At 69.0% G+C, this 15,578-nt stretch carries 14 protein-coding genes, 1 tRNA gene and 1 pseudogene; 7 read left to right on the top strand and 9 right to left on the bottom strand.

Annotated features, from left to right (window positions below):
- The first annotated feature begins 237 nt into the window (after window positions 1-237).
- Window positions 238-1,755, top strand: coding sequence for an OmpA family protein (locus FK267_RS12880; protein ID WP_003789271.1), 1,518 nt, complete (start codon window positions 238-240; stop codon window positions 1,753-1,755).
- Window positions 1,756-2,044: 289 nt separating this feature from the next.
- Here the strand turns inward: FK267_RS12880 and rplA are convergent, their stop codons facing one another.
- The 5 genes from rplA to FK267_RS12905 form a co-directional block, all read right to left on the bottom strand.
- Complete coding sequence (rplA, locus tag FK267_RS12885; RefSeq protein WP_075378858.1) at window positions 2,045-2,734, bottom strand: 50S ribosomal protein L1; 690 nt, start codon at window positions 2,732-2,734, stop codon at window positions 2,045-2,047.
- 98 nt (window positions 2,735-2,832) lie between these two features.
- Entirely contained in the window at window positions 2,833-3,264 is a 432-nt protein-coding gene (gene rplK / locus FK267_RS12890; protein ID WP_003789267.1) for a 50S ribosomal protein L11, read from the bottom strand.
- 259 nt (window positions 3,265-3,523) lie between these two features.
- A complete protein-coding gene (gene nusG, locus FK267_RS12895) occupies window positions 3,524-4,369 on the bottom strand; it encodes a transcription termination/antitermination protein NusG (RefSeq protein WP_141407445.1) in 846 nt (281 codons plus the stop codon).
- A gap of 135 nt (window positions 4,370-4,504) precedes the next feature.
- On the bottom strand, window positions 4,505-4,741 hold the full coding sequence (secE, locus tag FK267_RS12900; RefSeq protein WP_003789264.1) for a preprotein translocase subunit SecE: 237 nt from the start codon (window positions 4,739-4,741) through the stop codon (window positions 4,505-4,507).
- Window positions 4,742-4,838: 97 nt separating this feature from the next.
- Window positions 4,839-4,911, bottom strand: a tRNA-Trp gene (locus FK267_RS12905).
- A gap of 208 nt (window positions 4,912-5,119) precedes the next feature.
- Between FK267_RS12905 and FK267_RS12910 the strand changes: the two genes are divergently transcribed.
- From FK267_RS12910 to FK267_RS13695, 3 genes and pseudogenes are all read left to right on the top strand, one after another.
- Window positions 5,120-6,334 carry a pyridoxal phosphate-dependent aminotransferase gene (locus FK267_RS12910; protein WP_141407446.1) on the top strand — a complete coding sequence of 405 codons (1,215 nt, stop codon included), beginning with the start codon at window positions 5,120-5,122 and terminating at the stop codon, window positions 6,332-6,334.
- A 156-nt stretch (window positions 6,335-6,490) separates the two neighbouring features.
- Window positions 6,491-6,640 (top strand): annotated as a pseudogene (locus tag FK267_RS13880) (variant leucine-rich repeat-containing protein); the annotation flags it as partial.
- Between the two features lie 330 nt (window positions 6,641-6,970).
- Window positions 6,971-7,534, top strand: coding sequence for a hypothetical protein (locus FK267_RS13695; protein WP_232622429.1), 564 nt, complete (start codon window positions 6,971-6,973; stop codon window positions 7,532-7,534).
- Between the two features lie 91 nt (window positions 7,535-7,625).
- Here the strand turns inward: FK267_RS13695 and FK267_RS12920 are convergent, their stop codons facing one another.
- A complete protein-coding gene (locus FK267_RS12920) occupies window positions 7,626-8,873 on the bottom strand; it encodes a phosphotransferase (RefSeq protein WP_003789258.1) in 1,248 nt (415 codons plus the stop codon).
- 373 nt (window positions 8,874-9,246) lie between these two features.
- Here FK267_RS12920 and FK267_RS12925 point away from each other — a divergent pair, with 373 nt between their 5' ends.
- The gene (locus tag FK267_RS12925; RefSeq protein ID WP_141407447.1) at window positions 9,247-10,200 is read left to right on the top strand and encodes a hypothetical protein; all 954 of its coding nucleotides are present in this window, start codon (window positions 9,247-9,249) and stop codon (window positions 10,198-10,200) included.
- 178 nt (window positions 10,201-10,378) lie between these two features.
- On the top strand, window positions 10,379-11,464 hold the full coding sequence (locus tag FK267_RS12930; protein WP_141407448.1) for an adenosine deaminase: 1,086 nt from the start codon (window positions 10,379-10,381) through the stop codon (window positions 11,462-11,464).
- 308 nt (window positions 11,465-11,772) lie between these two features.
- On the opposite strand, the gene FK267_RS12935 is transcribed toward FK267_RS12930, so the two are convergent.
- The 3 genes from FK267_RS12935 to FK267_RS12945 all read right to left on the bottom strand — a co-directional run bounded on the left by FK267_RS12935 (window position 11,773) and on the right by FK267_RS12945 (window position 13,668).
- On the bottom strand, window positions 11,773-13,077 hold the full coding sequence (locus FK267_RS12935) for a UDP-N-acetylmuramate dehydrogenase (protein ID WP_141407449.1): 1,305 nt from the start codon (window positions 13,075-13,077) through the stop codon (window positions 11,773-11,775).
- 103 nt (window positions 13,078-13,180) lie between these two features.
- Entirely contained in the window at window positions 13,181-13,279 is a 99-nt protein-coding gene (locus FK267_RS12940) for a 30S ribosomal protein bS22 (protein ID WP_003792170.1), read from the bottom strand.
- A gap of 146 nt (window positions 13,280-13,425) precedes the next feature.
- On the bottom strand, window positions 13,426-13,668 hold the full coding sequence (locus FK267_RS12945; RefSeq protein ID WP_003789249.1) for a helix-turn-helix domain-containing protein: 243 nt from the start codon (window positions 13,666-13,668) through the stop codon (window positions 13,426-13,428).
- A gap of 276 nt (window positions 13,669-13,944) precedes the next feature.
- Between FK267_RS12945 and FK267_RS12950 the strand changes: the two genes are divergently transcribed.
- Entirely contained in the window at window positions 13,945-15,567 is a 1,623-nt protein-coding gene (locus tag FK267_RS12950) for a TrkH family potassium uptake protein (RefSeq protein WP_141407450.1), read from the top strand.
- Window positions 15,568-15,578 lie beyond the last annotated feature (11 nt).

Here is a 15,578-nt window from a genome sequence, read left to right on the forward strand (position 1 = left end):
CATCCCCATCAAGAACAGCTGAAAGGACCCGCAGCCATGCGTCGTCGTGTGTTTCTCTCCGGAGCAATTCTGACCGGTGTCGGGTTGCCGATGCTGGCCGGGTGCAAGCTGCCCTGGCAGTCGAAGCATCAGGCCGGCCCGACTTCGGCGTCGGCCTCTGCGGGTGGGGCGTCAGGGGCGGCCGTGCCTGCGGCGTCGGCGGCGCCTCAGGGTTGGCAGGAGTTCGACGCTCACGTCATGGGTCATCACCTGGGGTTCCAGGTCTCACCACTGGTGCGCCGCGACGAGAAGACCACCGTCCTGGCCCTGAGACTGACGCGGGCCAAGGACGACGCCGCAGTCAAGGACATCGCCCAGGCCGTGTACTCCTCAGGCAATGAGTACACCGACACCTTCGAGGCGACCCGGCCACTGTCGCGCCCCAGCAGCAATCGGCTCTCGCCCTTCGACTGGGGTGCGACCGGGGTGCGCCTGCTGGACCTGTCCACGAACCGGGCGTGGGTGGCCACCACCGGTGTGGAAAACAAGGTCAAGGACAACTACAACAAGCTGGCACTTAAGCCGGGCGAGTCCACCAGCTGCTTCGTGCTCTTCGGACCGGTGGATGCCAAGCAGGTCACCGCCTTCGTCCCCCAGGCCGGCTTCGTCACTGTCGACGTCGTGGGCAAGGACGCCCCTACCGCCTCCGGCGTTGACCTTGCAGCCATGGACAAGGCCTTTGACAGTGTCGCCACCATCGGCTACTCCCGAGACAAGGCCAAACCCCACGAGGCGCTGGAAGCCCCAGTGACCATTGAGCGCTTCGCACGAGCCCTGGATAACTCCACCAGCACCCACACCGGCGGCAAGGACATCACCGTCACCCTCGCCAGCGATGTCACCTTCGCCTCAGACTCAGCCGACCTCGCTCCCGGAGCCGAGGCCCAGCTCAAGACCGTGGCCGGCCAGCTGGCCCAGTACCCCGACGGCGGGACGCTCACGATTGTGGGGCACACTGACGACGTCCAGGACGACGCCTACAACCAGACCCTCTCCGAGAAACGCGCCAACGCCGTCAAGACCCGCCTCGCACAGCTCACCACGCTCGACAAGTGGCAGACATCCGTCTCGGGCAAGGGTGAGTCCGAGCCCAAGGTCAAGGACACCAGTGACGAGGCACGGGCCGTCAACCGACGCGTCGAGATCACCCTGACCCCCACCGGCGGCACCACGTCCAAGAACACTGCCCCGTCCGCCGGAACCGGTTCCTTGCCCGAGACCAAGGGCCCGGTCGCCAAGGGATCTGAAGGCGTCACTGTCAAAAGTGAGAGTGGCGACGACCAGCTCACCATCACCATCGACCACGTCACCCGCACCGGTGGCTACCTCCTCGGCCAGCTCCACACCACCATCAGCGCGAAGAAGGGCTCCACCCCCAGAGGCCTCGAGATCTGGCTCGGCGACAAAGAGGTTCTCTTCTCCAACTCCCGCAGCGAGGACGGCAGCAACGAGGCCACCGAGTTCTCTTCCGACGGGTTGACCCTCCTGGCCGGCGGCGAGCGCATCTACCCCGCCGACTACCTCGACGCCGGCTTCAAGACCCATGTCCCCCTCACCGAGCTCGAGCTCGTTCCCACTATCAAGGCCGGTACCACCACCGTCTGCGTCATCTGGCCCGACCCCGGCGGCGACACCGTCACCCTCGACCACGCAGCATGGAAAGAAGTCGCCGACTTCGCCTTCCGCCTCACCGACATCCCCGTCAAGAACAGCTGAGGTCTGTCCGGGACTCTCATAAGGCGGAGAGGTCGTCCCCGTCCTTGCGAGAGGGAGAGACAAGGACGGGGACAACCGGCTTCTCCACTCCCCTCCCCCATTCGGTGCACCACCAACGCCTTCACCGTAGCCAGCGCGGCACCCCGCGGACCATGGGCAGATGCCCCCGTGGAGGACTCGGGCGGTCCCCGGGCAGGCCCCGGGGACTGGCACGCCCCCGCAGGCGAAGAACGGCGTCGGCCGCCTCCCGGGAGGGGAGGCGGCCGACGCCGTCGTGAAGGAAAGAGCCTCAGGCCTTGGTGACATCCATCGGGATGCCGGGGCCCATGGTGGTGGTCATGGTGGCCTTGAGGATGTAGCGGCCCTTCGAGGTCGAGGGCTTGAGGCGCAGGACCTCCTCCAGGGCGGCCTGGAAGTTCTCCGTCAGCTTCTCCTCGGTGAAGGAGGCCTTACCGATGATGAAGTGGAGGTTGGAGGCACGGTCCACGCGGAACTCGATGCGGCCGCCCTTGATGTCGGAGACGGCCTTGGCCACGTCCATCGTCACGGTGCCGGTGCGGGGGTTGGGCATGAGGCCACGGGGGCCCAGGACGCGGCCCAGGCGGCCGACCTTGCCCATGAGGTCCGGGGTGGCCACGGCGGCGTCGAAGTCCGTGTAGCCCTTGGCGACCTTCTCGATGAGCTCGTCACCACCGACCTCGTCCGCGCCGGCGGCGAGGGCCTGCTCGGCGCGCTCACCCTGGGCGAAGACGACGACGCGGGCGGTCTTACCGGTACCGTGCGGCAGGGACACGGTGCCGCGGACCATCTGGTCCGCCTTGCGGGGGTCGACCCCCAGGCGGAAGACGACGTCCACGGTGGCGTCGAACTTGGTGATCGAGGTGGACTTGGCCAGATGAACGGCCTCGGCCGGGGTGTAGAGGACTCCGGACTGGATCTTCTCAGCCGCGGCGCGGTAGGCCTTGGAGCGCTTGGTCATCTGCTTCTCCTTGCAGTCGTGGTGTTCGGGCCGCGCGAGGCCCTTCCACGGTTTCGTATGGGGATTGAGTTGAGAGAGCCGGCAGACCGGCGAGTGCCTCAGGCCTCGACGGTGATGCCCATGGAGCGGGCGGTGCCGGCGATGATCTTGGCAGCGGCCTCGATGTCGTTGGCGTTGAGGTCGGGCATCTTGGACTCGGCGATCTCACGCACCTGAGCCTGGGTCAGGGAGGCCACCTTCACGGTGTGGGGGGTGGCGGAGCCCTTGGGGACGCCCGCGGCCTTCTTGATGAGCTCGGCGGCCGGCGGTGTCTTGGTGATGAAGGTGAAGGAGCGGTCCTCGTAGACGGTGATCTCCACGGGGATGACGTTGCCGCGCTGCGACTCGGTCGCCGCGTTGTACGCCTTGCAGAACTCCATGATGTTGACGCCGTGGGCACCCAGGGCGGGGCCGATCGGCGGAGCGGGGTTGGCCTGGCCGGCCTGGATCTGGAGCTTAATCAGCCCGGCGACCTTCTTCTTGGGGGCCATAGGAATGGGTCCTTCTTACTTGTCCGGATGTGCTGCACGCCTGCCGTGCAGCCGTGGGTGCATGCGCACACACAAGCGCTCATCGTAGCCCGCTGCCGGGCCGAGCAGGGAGCCCGGTGCGCGGTATCACAGGAGATCTGCCTGTGATTCACGGCTCTTGAGTCGTGGCCGCTGGCGCGGCTCAGGCGGTTGTGGCCCGACGACGCTGTTCCGCGTCGTCGGGCCACAACGGCTGACGGGGCCTGTCCTCAGGTCCGCCTCAGATCTTGGCGACCTGGTTGAAGGAGAGCTCGGCCGGGGTGTCACGGCCGAACAGGGAGATGAGCACCTGGAGCTTCTGAGTCTCGGGAAGGATCTCGGCGATCGTGGCCGGGAGGGACTCGAAGGGGCCGTCGGTGACGATGACGGACTCGCCGACCTCGAAGGCGACCTCGAAGACCTGTCCGCCGGTGGCGATCTGGGTGCCGGAGCCGGACTCGGGGGCCGTGACCTCCGCAGCGGCGGCCTCCTTGGCGGCGATCTCCTCGGGCGTGGGGCCGAGCTGGGCGACGGCCTCCTCGAAGGTCAGCGGCACCGGGTTGTAGCGGTCCCCCACGAAGCCGGTCACGGCCGGGGTGTCCTTGATGGTGCGCCACACCTTGTCCGAGGTCTCCGGGTCATCCAGGTCCATGCGCACGAACACGTAGCCGGGGATGCGCACCCGGGAGACTTCCTTCTTCTTGTTGCCGTTCTTGATCTCGATGACCGTCTCCATGGGGACGGTGGCGTCGAAGATGTAGTCCTCGACCTCGAAGTTCTCGGCGCGGGCCATGATGTCGGCGGCCACGCGGCGCTCGTAGCCGGAGTAGGTGTGCAGCACGTACCACTGCCCCGGCAGGGCCGACATCTGGCGGCGGAACTCGGCCAGCGGGTCGACGACGGGCGTCTCCTCGGCCGGCGCGGCAGGCTCGGCGGCGGTCTCGGGCTGCGCCTGGGCCACCTCGTCGGTCACATCGGCCTGGGCGGCCTCAACCGGCTCGACGGTGTCACCGGCGTCGTCGGTCGCGAGCGAGGTCAGGGCCTCGACGTCGTCGGGGTTGGTCTGCGAGGAGACATCCTCAGACATGGTGTACCTGCTTTCCAGTGGCGTGAGACGAGCGGATGCGACGGGCCGCGCGAGCAGCAGCGGCGTCGGGAGTAGACGTGGTCAGGGGCGCAACCGCGCATCCCCGATGAGGGTACGGCCCCAGAAGCCGGGAGGTCAGGCGAAGAGCCACATGACGGCCCGGTTGAAGGCGAAGTCCAGTACCCCGGTGAAGGCCATGATGGCGATGATGAAGACGACCACTACCGTGAAGTAGGTCCACAGCTCGTTCATGGTGGGCCAGACGACTTTGCGCAGCTCGTCAATGACCTGGCGGATGAACAGGGCGATGCGCCCGAAGAAGCCGCGCTTGGTGGCCGACTTGCCTGTCGCGGCGCGTGCGCTCTCGCTCATGAATCTGGGTCCTCAGGGTCGACGGTCAGGTCAGTTCCCGCACAGCGGGGAGAAAGACGAAACCGACGGGATCTCCCGACAGATCCGCCGTTCTCAGCAGGGCAGGCGGGACTCGAACCCACAACCGCCGGTTTTGGAGACCGGTGCGCTACCAATTGCGCCACTGCCCTTCAGCGGTGCTCTAGTCTGCCATACGAGGAAGCCTTTACGGTAACCGCAGGCCGTGGGGTGCGCCACGCCAGGGCCGGCCGGGGTGCGGCGCCACACCGCGCCCCCGGAGGTGCCCTGGAGGTGTCCCGGAGGTTCTCCGGCGTCGTTACTGACGGATCCGACGTGTTTCAGACGCACGGATGTCGCTGGTCGTGGGACCATGGTCGGGTGACACCTGCACCCACGCACCGCGTTTCCGCCCGCCTGTCCGCCATCGCCCCCTCCGCCACTCTGGCCGTCGACGCCAAGGCCAAGGCCCTCAAGGCCGCCGGCCGCCCCGTCATCGGCTTCGGCGCCGGAGAGCCCGACTTCCCCACCCCCGACTACATCGTTGAGGCCGCCGTCGCCGCCGCGAAGGACCCGGCCAACCACAAGTACTCCCCCGCTAAGGGCCTGCCGGTCCTGCGCGAGGCCATCGCCGCCAAGACGCTGCGCGACTCCGGCTACGAGGTCTCCCCCGACGACATCCTGGTCACCAACGGCGGTAAGCAGGCCGTCTTCCAGGCCTTCGCCGCACTCGTCGACCCCGGCGACGAGGTCCTGTTGCCCGCGCCCTACTGGACCACCTACCCCGAGGCCGTCGCCCTGGCCGGGGGGACCACGGTCGAGGTCTTCGCCGGGGCCGACCAGGACTACAAGGTCAGCGTTGACCAGCTCGAGGCCGCCCGCACCGAGCGCACCAAGGTGCTGCTGCTGTGCTCGCCGTCGAACCCGACCGGCTCGGTCTACACGCCCGAGGAGCTCACCGCCATCGGCCAGTGGGCCCTGGAGCACGGGATCTGGGTCATCACCGATGAGATCTACGAGCACCTCCTCTACGACGGCGCCCAGACCGCACACGTCGTCAAGCTGGTTCCCGAGCTGGCTGAGCAGACGATCGTCCTCAACGGCGTGGCCAAGACCTACGCCATGACCGGATGGCGCGTGGGCTGGATGATCGCCCCCAGCGACGTCATCAAGGCGGCCACGAACTTCCAGTCGCACCTGACCTCCAACGTCGCCAACGTCTCGCAGCGCGCGGCGCTGGCGGCCGTCAGCGGTGACCTGGCCGCCGTCGAGCAGATGCGCACCGCCTTCGACCGGCGCCGGCGCACCATGGTGGAGATGCTCTCGCAGATCGAGGGGCTGACCGTGCCCGTACCCCGCGGTGCCTTCTACGCCTACCCCAGCATCGAGGGACTCGTGGGGCGTACGCTGCGCGGCACCACGATCGACAGCTCGGCCACACTGGCCGCGCTCATCCTCGAGCACGCCGAGGTCGCCATCGTTCCCGGTGAGGCCTTCGGACCCTCGGGCTTCGTGCGGCTGTCCTACGCGCTGGGCGACGACGACCTGGTCGAGGGCGTGGGCCGGGTCCAGAAGCTGCTGGCCGAGGTCGAGTAGCGCCTGAGGCCCCGCCTCCGTCATCGAGCCGGGCAGGTTTCGCGCGAGCCGACAGAGAGTCTGTCAGGCGCCGCGAAACCTGCCCGGCTCGGCGTTTGATACCAATGTGGTTGCGGACCGGCTTTCCGTGTCCTTCGGGGACCTATCATCCGATTTGTGCCCGCCCACACTCCCGACGATGAATGTCGTGCCGCCGATCCCAGTACCGAGCCCGAGGTGCTGGAGTACCTCGCCAAGGCGTTTCCCGATCTGCGACCGGTCGTCGCCGCCAATCCCGCCATCCCCGCGGTGCTGCGAGAGCAGGTTCTCCAGATGGGCGCGAACGATCTCCCCAGCGTCTCACCCGCTTCCCCCACCAGCGCCATGGACGCATCAGACACGAACCGTCCGAGAACCGCGGAAACCGCGTGCCTACCCACGGCTTCAACCGCGGACTACAGCAGCGTCTCGACGTACTCCGCGACCCCCATCGAGACAGCTCCTCAGACGATGGCGCTGAAAGCCTCGTCGGCAGGACCAGTAACCGCTTCAGCTCCAGGGACCACAGCACCGCCCGCGTCCGGCACCGCCACAGCAGCCTCGGCGGCACCGCCCCTCGACCGTCCTGCGCCTCGTTCCAGCTCTCATGCTGGGCTCATGACCGCACTGGTTGTCGTTCTGATCCTCGTCGTCGCTGCGGCCGGAGTCCTCGGCGGCATGCTTCTGGCGAACCGTGGACGACAGTCCGATACGACATCCGCCTCGGCCGCCACTGCGGCCCCCTCCTCAAGCGCGGGTACTGCGGCAGAGCAGGCCGCACCCCCCACCGGTGGGCCGATACTCCCCAGCGGCCCCGCCCTCCCCACGTCCACAACGACGTACTCCTACCAGTACGTGGACACCCCGTCGAAGAACATCTCCTGCATCCTGTACGACGAGGGGGTGGGCTGCTCAATCCTGGAACGGAGCTACGCCTCCTCCGGGATGCAGGACTGCCCCGACCGGGAGTTCTCCATCGTGGCGCTCGCCGGTCGCACCGAGGTCCGCTGCGGAGAGGAGTACCTGGGACAGCCCGGGGACACCTTCCACACGCTCCAGTACGGGGAGACCACGACGTTCTCCGACTACGCCTGCACCTCGCAGTCCAAAGGGATGACCTGCTGGAACACAATCACCGGCCGCGGTTTCACCATCTCCAGGGACTCACACGTCAGATTCTGAGCACCCCGATCCGGGCAGGTTCCGCGCAAGCCGACAGAGAGTCTGTCGGGTACCGCGAAGCCTGCCCGGCTCGACGTGCGATGGGTGGGCTTCAGTGGGCGCCGCGGCGGGCCTGGATCTCGCGGCCCTGCGCCAGCCAGGTCTCGGCGCGGGCCAGGCGGCCCTCGGCGTCGGGGCGCCACGGACCGCCGTCCTCGCGGCGGGCGCCGGCCACCAGGGACAGGACCACGCCAGCACAGCGCGCACGCAGAGAGACCGGATCCACCTGCCGCTCGGCCATGCGGGTCCAGGTCTCCAGGATGGGACGCAGCTTCGGGTAGGAGGCGGGTGCCAGGTGGTCCAGTACGCTGACGTGTCCCAGCAGACAGGCCAGGTCGTCAACCCGGTAGCCGGGCCCCAGGGAGTCCACGTCGAGCAGGCTGGTGACGGACTCGCCCTCCATGAGGACATTGGCCTCATAGAAGTCGCCGTGGACCGGGACCGGCCGACCGGCGTCGGAGGCGGCCATGAGCTGCTCGACTCCCTCGGCCACGGCCCGGGCGCGGGCGGCGTGCTCAGGCAGGACCGTGGCGGCGGCGTGCGCGTAGTGGCGGGCCCGCTCCGACCAGGCGGCGTGCGCCGGCAACTGCATGGCGCTGGCCGGCAGGGCGTCCAACAACGAGATGAGGCCGTTGAAGACGCGTTCGCTGCGCGAGACGCTCATGCCCTGGGACAGTAGGCCGGACAGGGCCACTCCTCGACCGGTGGACAGCAGGACGAGCCCGTCGGGATCCTCCCGCAGGACCTCGGGCGCGGGCACGCCTGAGGCCGTCAGCAGGCGGTGGCGCTGGGCGAAGGACGGGGCCTGGCTCGGGCGCAGGACCTTGGCGTAGGCGGTGGTCTCATCCGGGAAGGTGGCGCGCACGACCGCTCGACGGGTGGGACGGTAGGCGACCATCGTGGCCTTGACCTGCGTGCCGATCCGGGCCGAGAGCAGCGAGGGCGTGCAGGCCACCACCAGGCCGGGAAGCTCGGGGTCGGCCGGGTGGCGCCACACATGGACCGCGGGGCCGTCCCCGCCGGTGGGGGCTACCCGGGTCAGTCCCGGTGCGTGCGGGTTGGACAGACGAGCCGTCGTAGCACACAGGTACTCGGTGGTAGAACGCCCGTTGGGCGCGACGACAACGGCCGTGTACCCCACGGACACCCCCGCTCCGGGGCGATGGTGGACTGAGTGGACCTCCCAGCTGGCCAGACGCTGGCCGGCCGGGGCGAGGGCGGCGGAGAGCACGGACGCGGCACGCGGCCCCGTCAGCAGGGCCACCTCCTCGGGCTCCTGGGACGCCGACGAGTGGTTCATAGCAGTTAGTCTGCCCCACCCACCTGATGGTTCGCCTCCAAAACGGCCCCGGGTGTTCGACAACAGCGGAAGCCCACCCGTTCCCGCACGATGCGCCGTGTGGTCCAGGTGGAGGACGTGCAGGGGCACAGATCTGCCACGAGATCTGTCACTCCTGGCGACTTTTAGGTCGGTTCGGGGAGGGGGCGGCGGGACGTTACCTTGTATCTGCGCAGGTCAGCGCCGTCCCTTCCTGTCACAGACTGTCTGTACCGGGCGGATAAGTCGCCAATCGTGACAACGAAGGCACTGACAACACCGAGGGACGCCCGACGTTATCCACAGCCCCACCCCATGTCTTTTACCTTGAAGCACTGTTTGACATGATTTAAATATGTTTGATGATGTCCGTCGGAGTGCCGTGCGCGCCCGGCTACTGGCCAGGAACGGCGCAGCCCGGCTCTCCTCACTGAGCCTCACCCGGTCAGAGCGCAGGACGGTGGCGCGCATGCTGTCTGAGAAGGCGTTGACCTCCCACCCCGGTCACGTCGTGTCCCTGCCGTCGGCCAAGACCTTCGTCGTCACCTGCCGCCGGCTGGGAGGCGTGGTGAGCTGTGGGCACGCGATGAAGCACTACGGCATTCCGTTGAGGACATCACCCGGTGTTCTCCATGTCGCCATCCCGGCTCAGCGCAGCCGCGTTGCCGATGCGATCGGCCGCACGGTGGTCCACCGCGTCAGGGGACTGGCCTTGCCCGAGGACACTCAGCCACCAGTGGCGCAGGTCGAGCAGGCTCTCATCTGCTTCATGCGCTGCGCCGATGAGCTCGATGCCCTCATCGCTCTGGATGCGGCCCTGCGCCTGGGATACACGACCCGCGCTCAGCTGGAATCCGCGTTGCCGGGCCCGCGCAACGCATCGCTGCGCTCCCTGCTCTCCCAGGCCTGCCCGGGGGCGCGCTCCCTGCTGGAGACGATCGCCCGCCACGACCTGGAGCAGGCCGGCTACCGCCCCGTCGCGGCGGTCATGGTGGACGGGGTCGGCGAGGTGGACCTGGTTCTCAGCCGGATGCCTCAGGCGATCGTTCCCGGGCCTGCGGAGGGCACCCATGTCCTCACCGCAGCGGCCTACCCGGCCCTGCTCATCGAGACAGACGGCTACACCTACCACTCCTCCCGCCCGGACTGGCACAGCGACCACCTGCGCGATCAGGCTGCTCTCGCTCGCGGTCATACCCCGTTGCGTCTGACCAGCGACCAGGTACTGGATCGGGAGACGGTGCGGATCGTCTCCTCGGTGGCGCGCCGGCTCGGAATCCACCCGGATGTCACTCCTGGCGACTTTTAGGTCGAGTCGAGGCGGGGTGGCTGGGCACTTCTCCCCTATCTGCACTGGTCCACCCCTTCCTCTCCCCTCGCAGGCTGTCAGCGGCTCCGGGAAAAGTCGCCAATCGTGACACTTCGGTGTCTCCTGCCTCGCGTGGGAGGGCTGCCGGTGGAGTGCGAACGCGTGGAAGAATCCACCCATGCGAGACCTCGCCACTCTTCCCAAGGCGCACCTGCACCTGCACTTCACGGGGTCGATGCGCCTGGAGACCCTCATTGAGCTGGCCTCCAGTGCGCGCACGCGCCTGCCCTCGAACTTCCTAGACGGCGATCCGCTGCGCGTGCCCGCTGACCGGCGCGGCTGGTTCCGCTTCCAGCGCGCCTATGACACGGCCCGGGCCCTGGTGCGCACGGAGGAGGTCATGCGCCGCATCGTCCTGGAGGCCGCCCTGGATGATGCCTCCGAGGGCTCGCGCCGCCTGGAGATCCAGGTCGACCCGACCAGCTACGCCCCCTTCGTCGGCGGGATCACCCCGGCCCTGGAGATCATCCTCGATGCCGCCAAGCAGGCCACGACCCTGAGCGGGGTGGAGGTGGCGGTCATTGTGGCGGCCTCCCGGATGCGTCACCCGTTGGACGCCCGCACCCTCGCGCGCCTGGCGGTGCGCTACACCGGGGATCAGCCGGGCGAGGTGATCGGCTTCGGCCTGTCCAACGATGAGCGCGCCGGGCAGACGTCCTCCTGGGAGCGGGCCTTCGCCATCGCCCGCCGGGGCGGCCTGGCCTCCATGCCGCACGGAGGGGAGCTCTTAGGGCCCGACCACCTGCGCGAGGTCGTCTCCTGCCTCGGCCCCACACGCCTGGGACACGGGGTTCGCGCCGGTGAGGACCCCGCCCTGCTGGACGCGATCGTCGCCTCCGGCATCAGCCTCGAGGTCTGCCCCGCCTCCAACGTGAGCCTGGGGGTCTATCACAGCCCCGACGACGTCCCTCTACGCACACTCATGAGCCACGGAGCGCAGATCGCCCTGAGCGCCGACGACCCCCTGCTCTTCCAGTCCAGGCTCGTCGACCAGTACGAGATCGCCCGGACCCTGGGCTGCGACGACGCCGAGCTGGCCGAGCTGGCCCGCGGCTCGATCCGCGCCTGCCTGGCCTCCCCGACGGCGAAGCAGACCTGGCTGGCCGAGGTGGACGCCTGGCTGGCGGCGCCCGACCAGGCTCCGGGAGCGCAGTCCGACGGCCCGGAGGCCGGCGACCTTGAGTCTCGCGCGGTTGCGCGCTAGGGGCTAGAACCGGCAGCGAGCATTTGCCGAACGCAGGGCGCCGCTACGCGCTGACGTGGCCCGGCGCGCGAGCTGTGCCGGCAGCGCCCGCCACCCAGGGTCGGGGGAGTCCATAACTGACCGCGTCTTCGCGCGGCGAACTACGGGGCTACCGGGGCTTTGGACAGGCAACCTAAATGCCGACCTGGACGGGCTCGGACACAAGGGGGACGCCATTGCGCTCATGCACGCCGGACACCATCGCATTGCACAGGCACCCCGGGACGCGCTGACACCTACCAGGGCCGCCGGGGCTTTGGACAGGCCGCCTAGAAACCGACCTGGACGGGCTCGGGCACGAGGGTGACCCCGTAGCGCTCACGCACTCCGGACACCACCGCATCACGCAGGCGCGCCAGGTCCGCCCCTGTCGCACCGCCCCGGTTGGTCAGGGCCAGCACGTGCTTGGTGGACAGCCCGGCCGGTGCGCCGGCCTCCACGGCGAAGCCCTTGCTGAAGCCGGCGTGGTCGATGAGCCAGGCGGCGCTGGTCTTGACCAGCCCCTCGATGACGGGGGCGGCCTTGGTTCCGAGCACCACCTGCGAGTGGTCGGTGACCGGGAAGCGCGGCGCGTCCTCCGGCAGCTGCTCGGCCTGCTCCGTGGTCAGGATCGGGTTGGTGAAGAAGGAGCCGGCCGACCAGGTGTCGTGGTCGGTGCCGTCCAGCACCATCCCCTTGGAGCGGCGCAGCTCGAGAACCGCCTCACGCAGCTCGCGCTCGGGCACGCGCTCACCCAGCTCGACTCCGAGCGCCCCAGCCAGCTGGGAGTATGCGATCCGGGAGGACAGGGAGCCCTGCCGCACGGCGAAGGTGGCGTCGAGGACCACCCAGCGCCCAGTCGGCCCCCACAGGCGCCCGCCACCCACCTCGGTGTCGGTGAGGGACTGCTTGAGGCGCGAGTCCCGGTAGGCCAGCCCCAGCTCGCCCAGGGCCAGCCAGACCACCCGGTTGCGCAGGCGGTCCCAGGCGCGCACGCTGGCGATGAGCTCGGCGACCTCGGCGCCGTAGGCCCCGATGTTCTGCACGGGGGCGGCGCCCACCGTGCCGGGGATCCCGGACAGGGGCGCGAACCCGGCCCACTGGCTGGCGATGGCCTCGCGCACCAGGTCGTCCCAGGTGGTGCCGGCGGTGGCGGTGACCTCGACGCCGCCGCACACCGAGTCCGAGACGAGCGAGACCTCGGCGCGGGTGTCCCGGATGACGAGACCGTCGAAGCCTGCGTCGGAGGCCATGATGTTGGAGCCGCCGCCGATGACGAGGACGGGCGTTCCGGCGGCGTCGGCCTCGCGGATCGCCTCGGTCAGCTCGCTCTGCGTGGTGGCCTCGACGTAGCTACCCACCGGGCCGCCCACACGAAGCGTGGTCAGCTCGGCCAGGCTGGTCGGCCGGGCACCGGAGCCGGGCGTGTGCGCCAGGGCCTGGACGGGTGCGGGCCAGGCGGACGGGTCGACGTCGACGCTCAGCGGGACGGTGCAGTCGCCTGCCACCAGCTGCGGCTCGATCGACGGCGCAGTCGGCACCGTCGAGGCCTCAGCGGGGGCAGCGGGGGCGCGGTCATCTGGGGTGGTGGTCAACGGAGGTCTCCGCTCTTCCTGATCGGTTCCTCGTGAGACAAGCAGGGCCCCGCTCACACCAGTAGTGTGCACGGAGCCCCGAGACGCGGGCGGGCCGCTCGTCTCACTTCTTGTTGCGACGCTGGTGACGCGTCTTGCGAAGCAGCTTGCGGTGCTTCTTCTTGGCCATGCGCTTGCGGCGCTTCTTGATGACGGATCCCATGAGATCTCCTCGCAGTTCGCTTGTAGTGCCCGCAGACCCTCCCTGCGGGCCGAGGCAGGCCGGCGAGGGTTATGCCATGGGGCGGTTGGTCGGCGCGTGAGGCTCAGCGGCCGACCACGCAGGTGACCGCCTGAGTGTAGCGGCTCCTAGGACCCTGATGCCTCTGACGCGTCGTGGCCCCAGTCACCCAGCCCGGCGGACAGGTAGTCGTGAACGGCACGCTCGGGGACGCGGAAGGAGCGTCCGACCTGCATCGCGGGCAGGTCGCCGGAGTGCACCATCCGGTAGACGGTCATCTTGGACACGCGCAGCATCGCCGCCACCTCAGCCACGGTGAGGAACGAGGGGGCGCCGGAGGCGCTGGGGGATGTGGGAAGGCCCGGTGCCATGAGCTTGAGGTCCGTTCGTCGCGGGTGGCCCCGTCGGGGCAGGAACACAGCCAATATATCTCCGCACCAGCCTTAGCACAGGGTTTCTCGGGCCCCATTCGCCACAGGCGTCGCATTTCACACTCGGTCACCAATTGTCGCTGCGGCATCCTCACAGATCCGCCCCTGATCCGGCCGTCAGGACGGCGAGCACCGGAGGCCGCTCACCGGTCCCACTCGAACACACCCGGCCCACGACGCCGGGAAACGTGACGAAGCCCCACCAGCGGGACCACAATGGCGACCGTGCCCCAGACAGACACCGCCCAGGAGCCGGAGCCCGGCCGCGGTTCCCGCGGCGAGACCCCGACCGGAAAGCGCGGCGCCTCCCAGGCCGGCCGGCGCCGTCAGGCCCACTGGCATGCCCCACTCGTGGGCGTCGTCGGCCATGCGTGGAAGCGCCACAAGAAGCCCCCGAATTCCAGACAGGGAGCCGACCCCCTCGAGGAGCCATCGCCCCTCCCCCCGCTGCCGGGTACGGAGCCCACCGGGATTCGCCGCCTGCTCAGGCACATCGAGCCCCTCGGCCAGATCGCGAGGGCCGCCCGCTTCTACCCGGCCCGGCTGGCCGTGATCGTCTTCGCGGCCATCATCGTGGTGGTGACCGGCCTCCTCAGCCTCCCCATCGCCACGACCAGCGGGGAGCGCTCCGACTTCCTCGACGCCCTGTTCACCGCCACCTCGGCCGTGTGCGTCACCGGCCTGAGCACGGTGGACACGGCTGCCTACTGGTCCACCTTCGGACACGTCGTCATCATCCTGGCCGCGGCCGTGGGCGGTCTGGGAGTCATGACCCTGGCCTCCCTGCTGTCCCTGGCGGTGTCCCGGCACGTGGGACTGACTCAGCGGATGCTGGCGGCCTCGGAGAACCAGTCGCGCCTGGGCGAGGTGGGGCGGCTGCTGCGCGCCGTCATCTACACGGCCGCCGGCTGCGAGCTCCTCCTGACGCTCATGCTGCTGCCGCCCTTCCTCAGTCACGGCCTCGATGTGGGCCACGCCCTGTGGTACGCGGTCTTCATGGCGCTGTCGATCTTCAACAACGCCGGCTTCGTCATCATGCCCGAGGGCCTGGAGGCCTACTCCACCGACTGGTGGATCGGCCTGCCGATCATCCTGGGGACCTTCATGGGCGCCGTCGGCTTCCCCGTCATCCTGGACATCATGGGCCGACGCCGCCGCCCCCGTACATGGAGCCTGCACACCAAGCTGACCCTGACGACCTACCTGGCCCTCACGGTCGCCTCGACCATCGCCATCGCCACCTTCGAGTGGAACAATCCGCTCACCTACGGCTCCCTGCCCACGAGCGGGAAGATCATGACCGCGCTCGTCAACGGCGTCAACGCCCGCTCCTCAGGGCTGTCCACGATCCCGCCCGAGCACATGCACGAGGCGACCTGGTTCCTCCAGGACGCTCTCATGTTCGTCGGTGGCGGCTCGGCCTCGACGGCCGGCGGCATCAAGGTGACGACCTTCGCGGTCCTGCTGCTGGCGATCCTCGCCGAGGCCCGCGGCGACCAGGACATCGAGGCCTTCGGGCGGCGCATCACCCCCTCAACCGTGCGCCTGAGCGTGGCGGTGGCCTTCATCGGCTCCAGCATCATCGGACTGGCCACGCTCCTGCTGCTGCAGATGACCAACCTGTCCCTGGACAGGATTCTCTTCGAGGTCATCAGCGCCTTCGCGACCGTGGGCCTGTCCACGGGCATCACGCCCTCCCTGCCGGACGGGGCCAAGTACGTCATCGTGGCGCTCATGTTCGTCGGCCGCGTGGGCACGATGACGGCGGCCAGCGCCCTGGCGCTGCGCGAGCGGCGCCGCGTTATCCGGATGCCCGAGGCAAGCCCGATGATCGGCTGACCGGGGCGGCA

This window comes from Actinomyces oris (genome assembly GCF_006546825.1).
GTDB classification, from domain to species: domain Bacteria; phylum Actinomycetota; class Actinomycetes; order Actinomycetales; family Actinomycetaceae; genus Actinomyces; species Actinomyces oris.

Excerpts from the sequence above, each read along its gene's own strand:
- FK267_RS12925 (WP_141407447.1), top strand. The coding sequence starts at position 9,247 with ATGTTTGATGATGTCCGTCGGAGTGCCGTGCGCGCCCGGCTACTGGCC.
- FK267_RS12930 (WP_141407448.1), top strand. The coding sequence starts at position 10,379 with ATGCGAGACCTCGCCACTCTTCCCAAGGCGCACCTGCACCTGCACTTC.
- FK267_RS12880 (WP_003789271.1), top strand. The coding sequence starts at position 238 with ATGGGTCATCACCTGGGGTTCCAGGTCTCACCACTGGTGCGCCGCGAC.
- FK267_RS12920 (WP_003789258.1), bottom strand. The coding sequence starts at position 8,873 with ATGAACCACTCGTCGGCGTCCCAGGAGCCCGAGGAGGTGGCCCTGCTG.
- FK267_RS12950 (WP_141407450.1), top strand. The coding sequence starts at position 13,945 with ATGGCGACCGTGCCCCAGACAGACACCGCCCAGGAGCCGGAGCCCGGC.
- nusG (WP_141407445.1), bottom strand. The coding sequence starts at position 4,369 with ATGTCTGAGGATGTCTCCTCGCAGACCAACCCCGACGACGTCGAGGCC.
- secE (WP_003789264.1), bottom strand. The coding sequence starts at position 4,741 with ATGAGCGAGAGCGCACGCGCCGCGACAGGCAAGTCGGCCACCAAGCGC.
- rplK (WP_003789267.1), bottom strand. The coding sequence starts at position 3,264 with ATGGCCCCCAAGAAGAAGGTCGCCGGGCTGATTAAGCTCCAGATCCAG.
- FK267_RS12940 (WP_003792170.1), bottom strand. The coding sequence starts at position 13,279 with ATGGGATCCGTCATCAAGAAGCGCCGCAAGCGCATGGCCAAGAAGAAG.
- FK267_RS13695 (WP_232622429.1), top strand. The coding sequence starts at position 6,971 with ATGACCGCACTGGTTGTCGTTCTGATCCTCGTCGTCGCTGCGGCCGGA.
- FK267_RS12945 (WP_003789249.1), bottom strand. The coding sequence starts at position 13,668 with ATGGCACCGGGCCTTCCCACATCCCCCAGCGCCTCCGGCGCCCCCTCG.
- rplA (WP_075378858.1), bottom strand. The coding sequence starts at position 2,734 with ATGACCAAGCGCTCCAAGGCCTACCGCGCCGCGGCTGAGAAGATCCAG.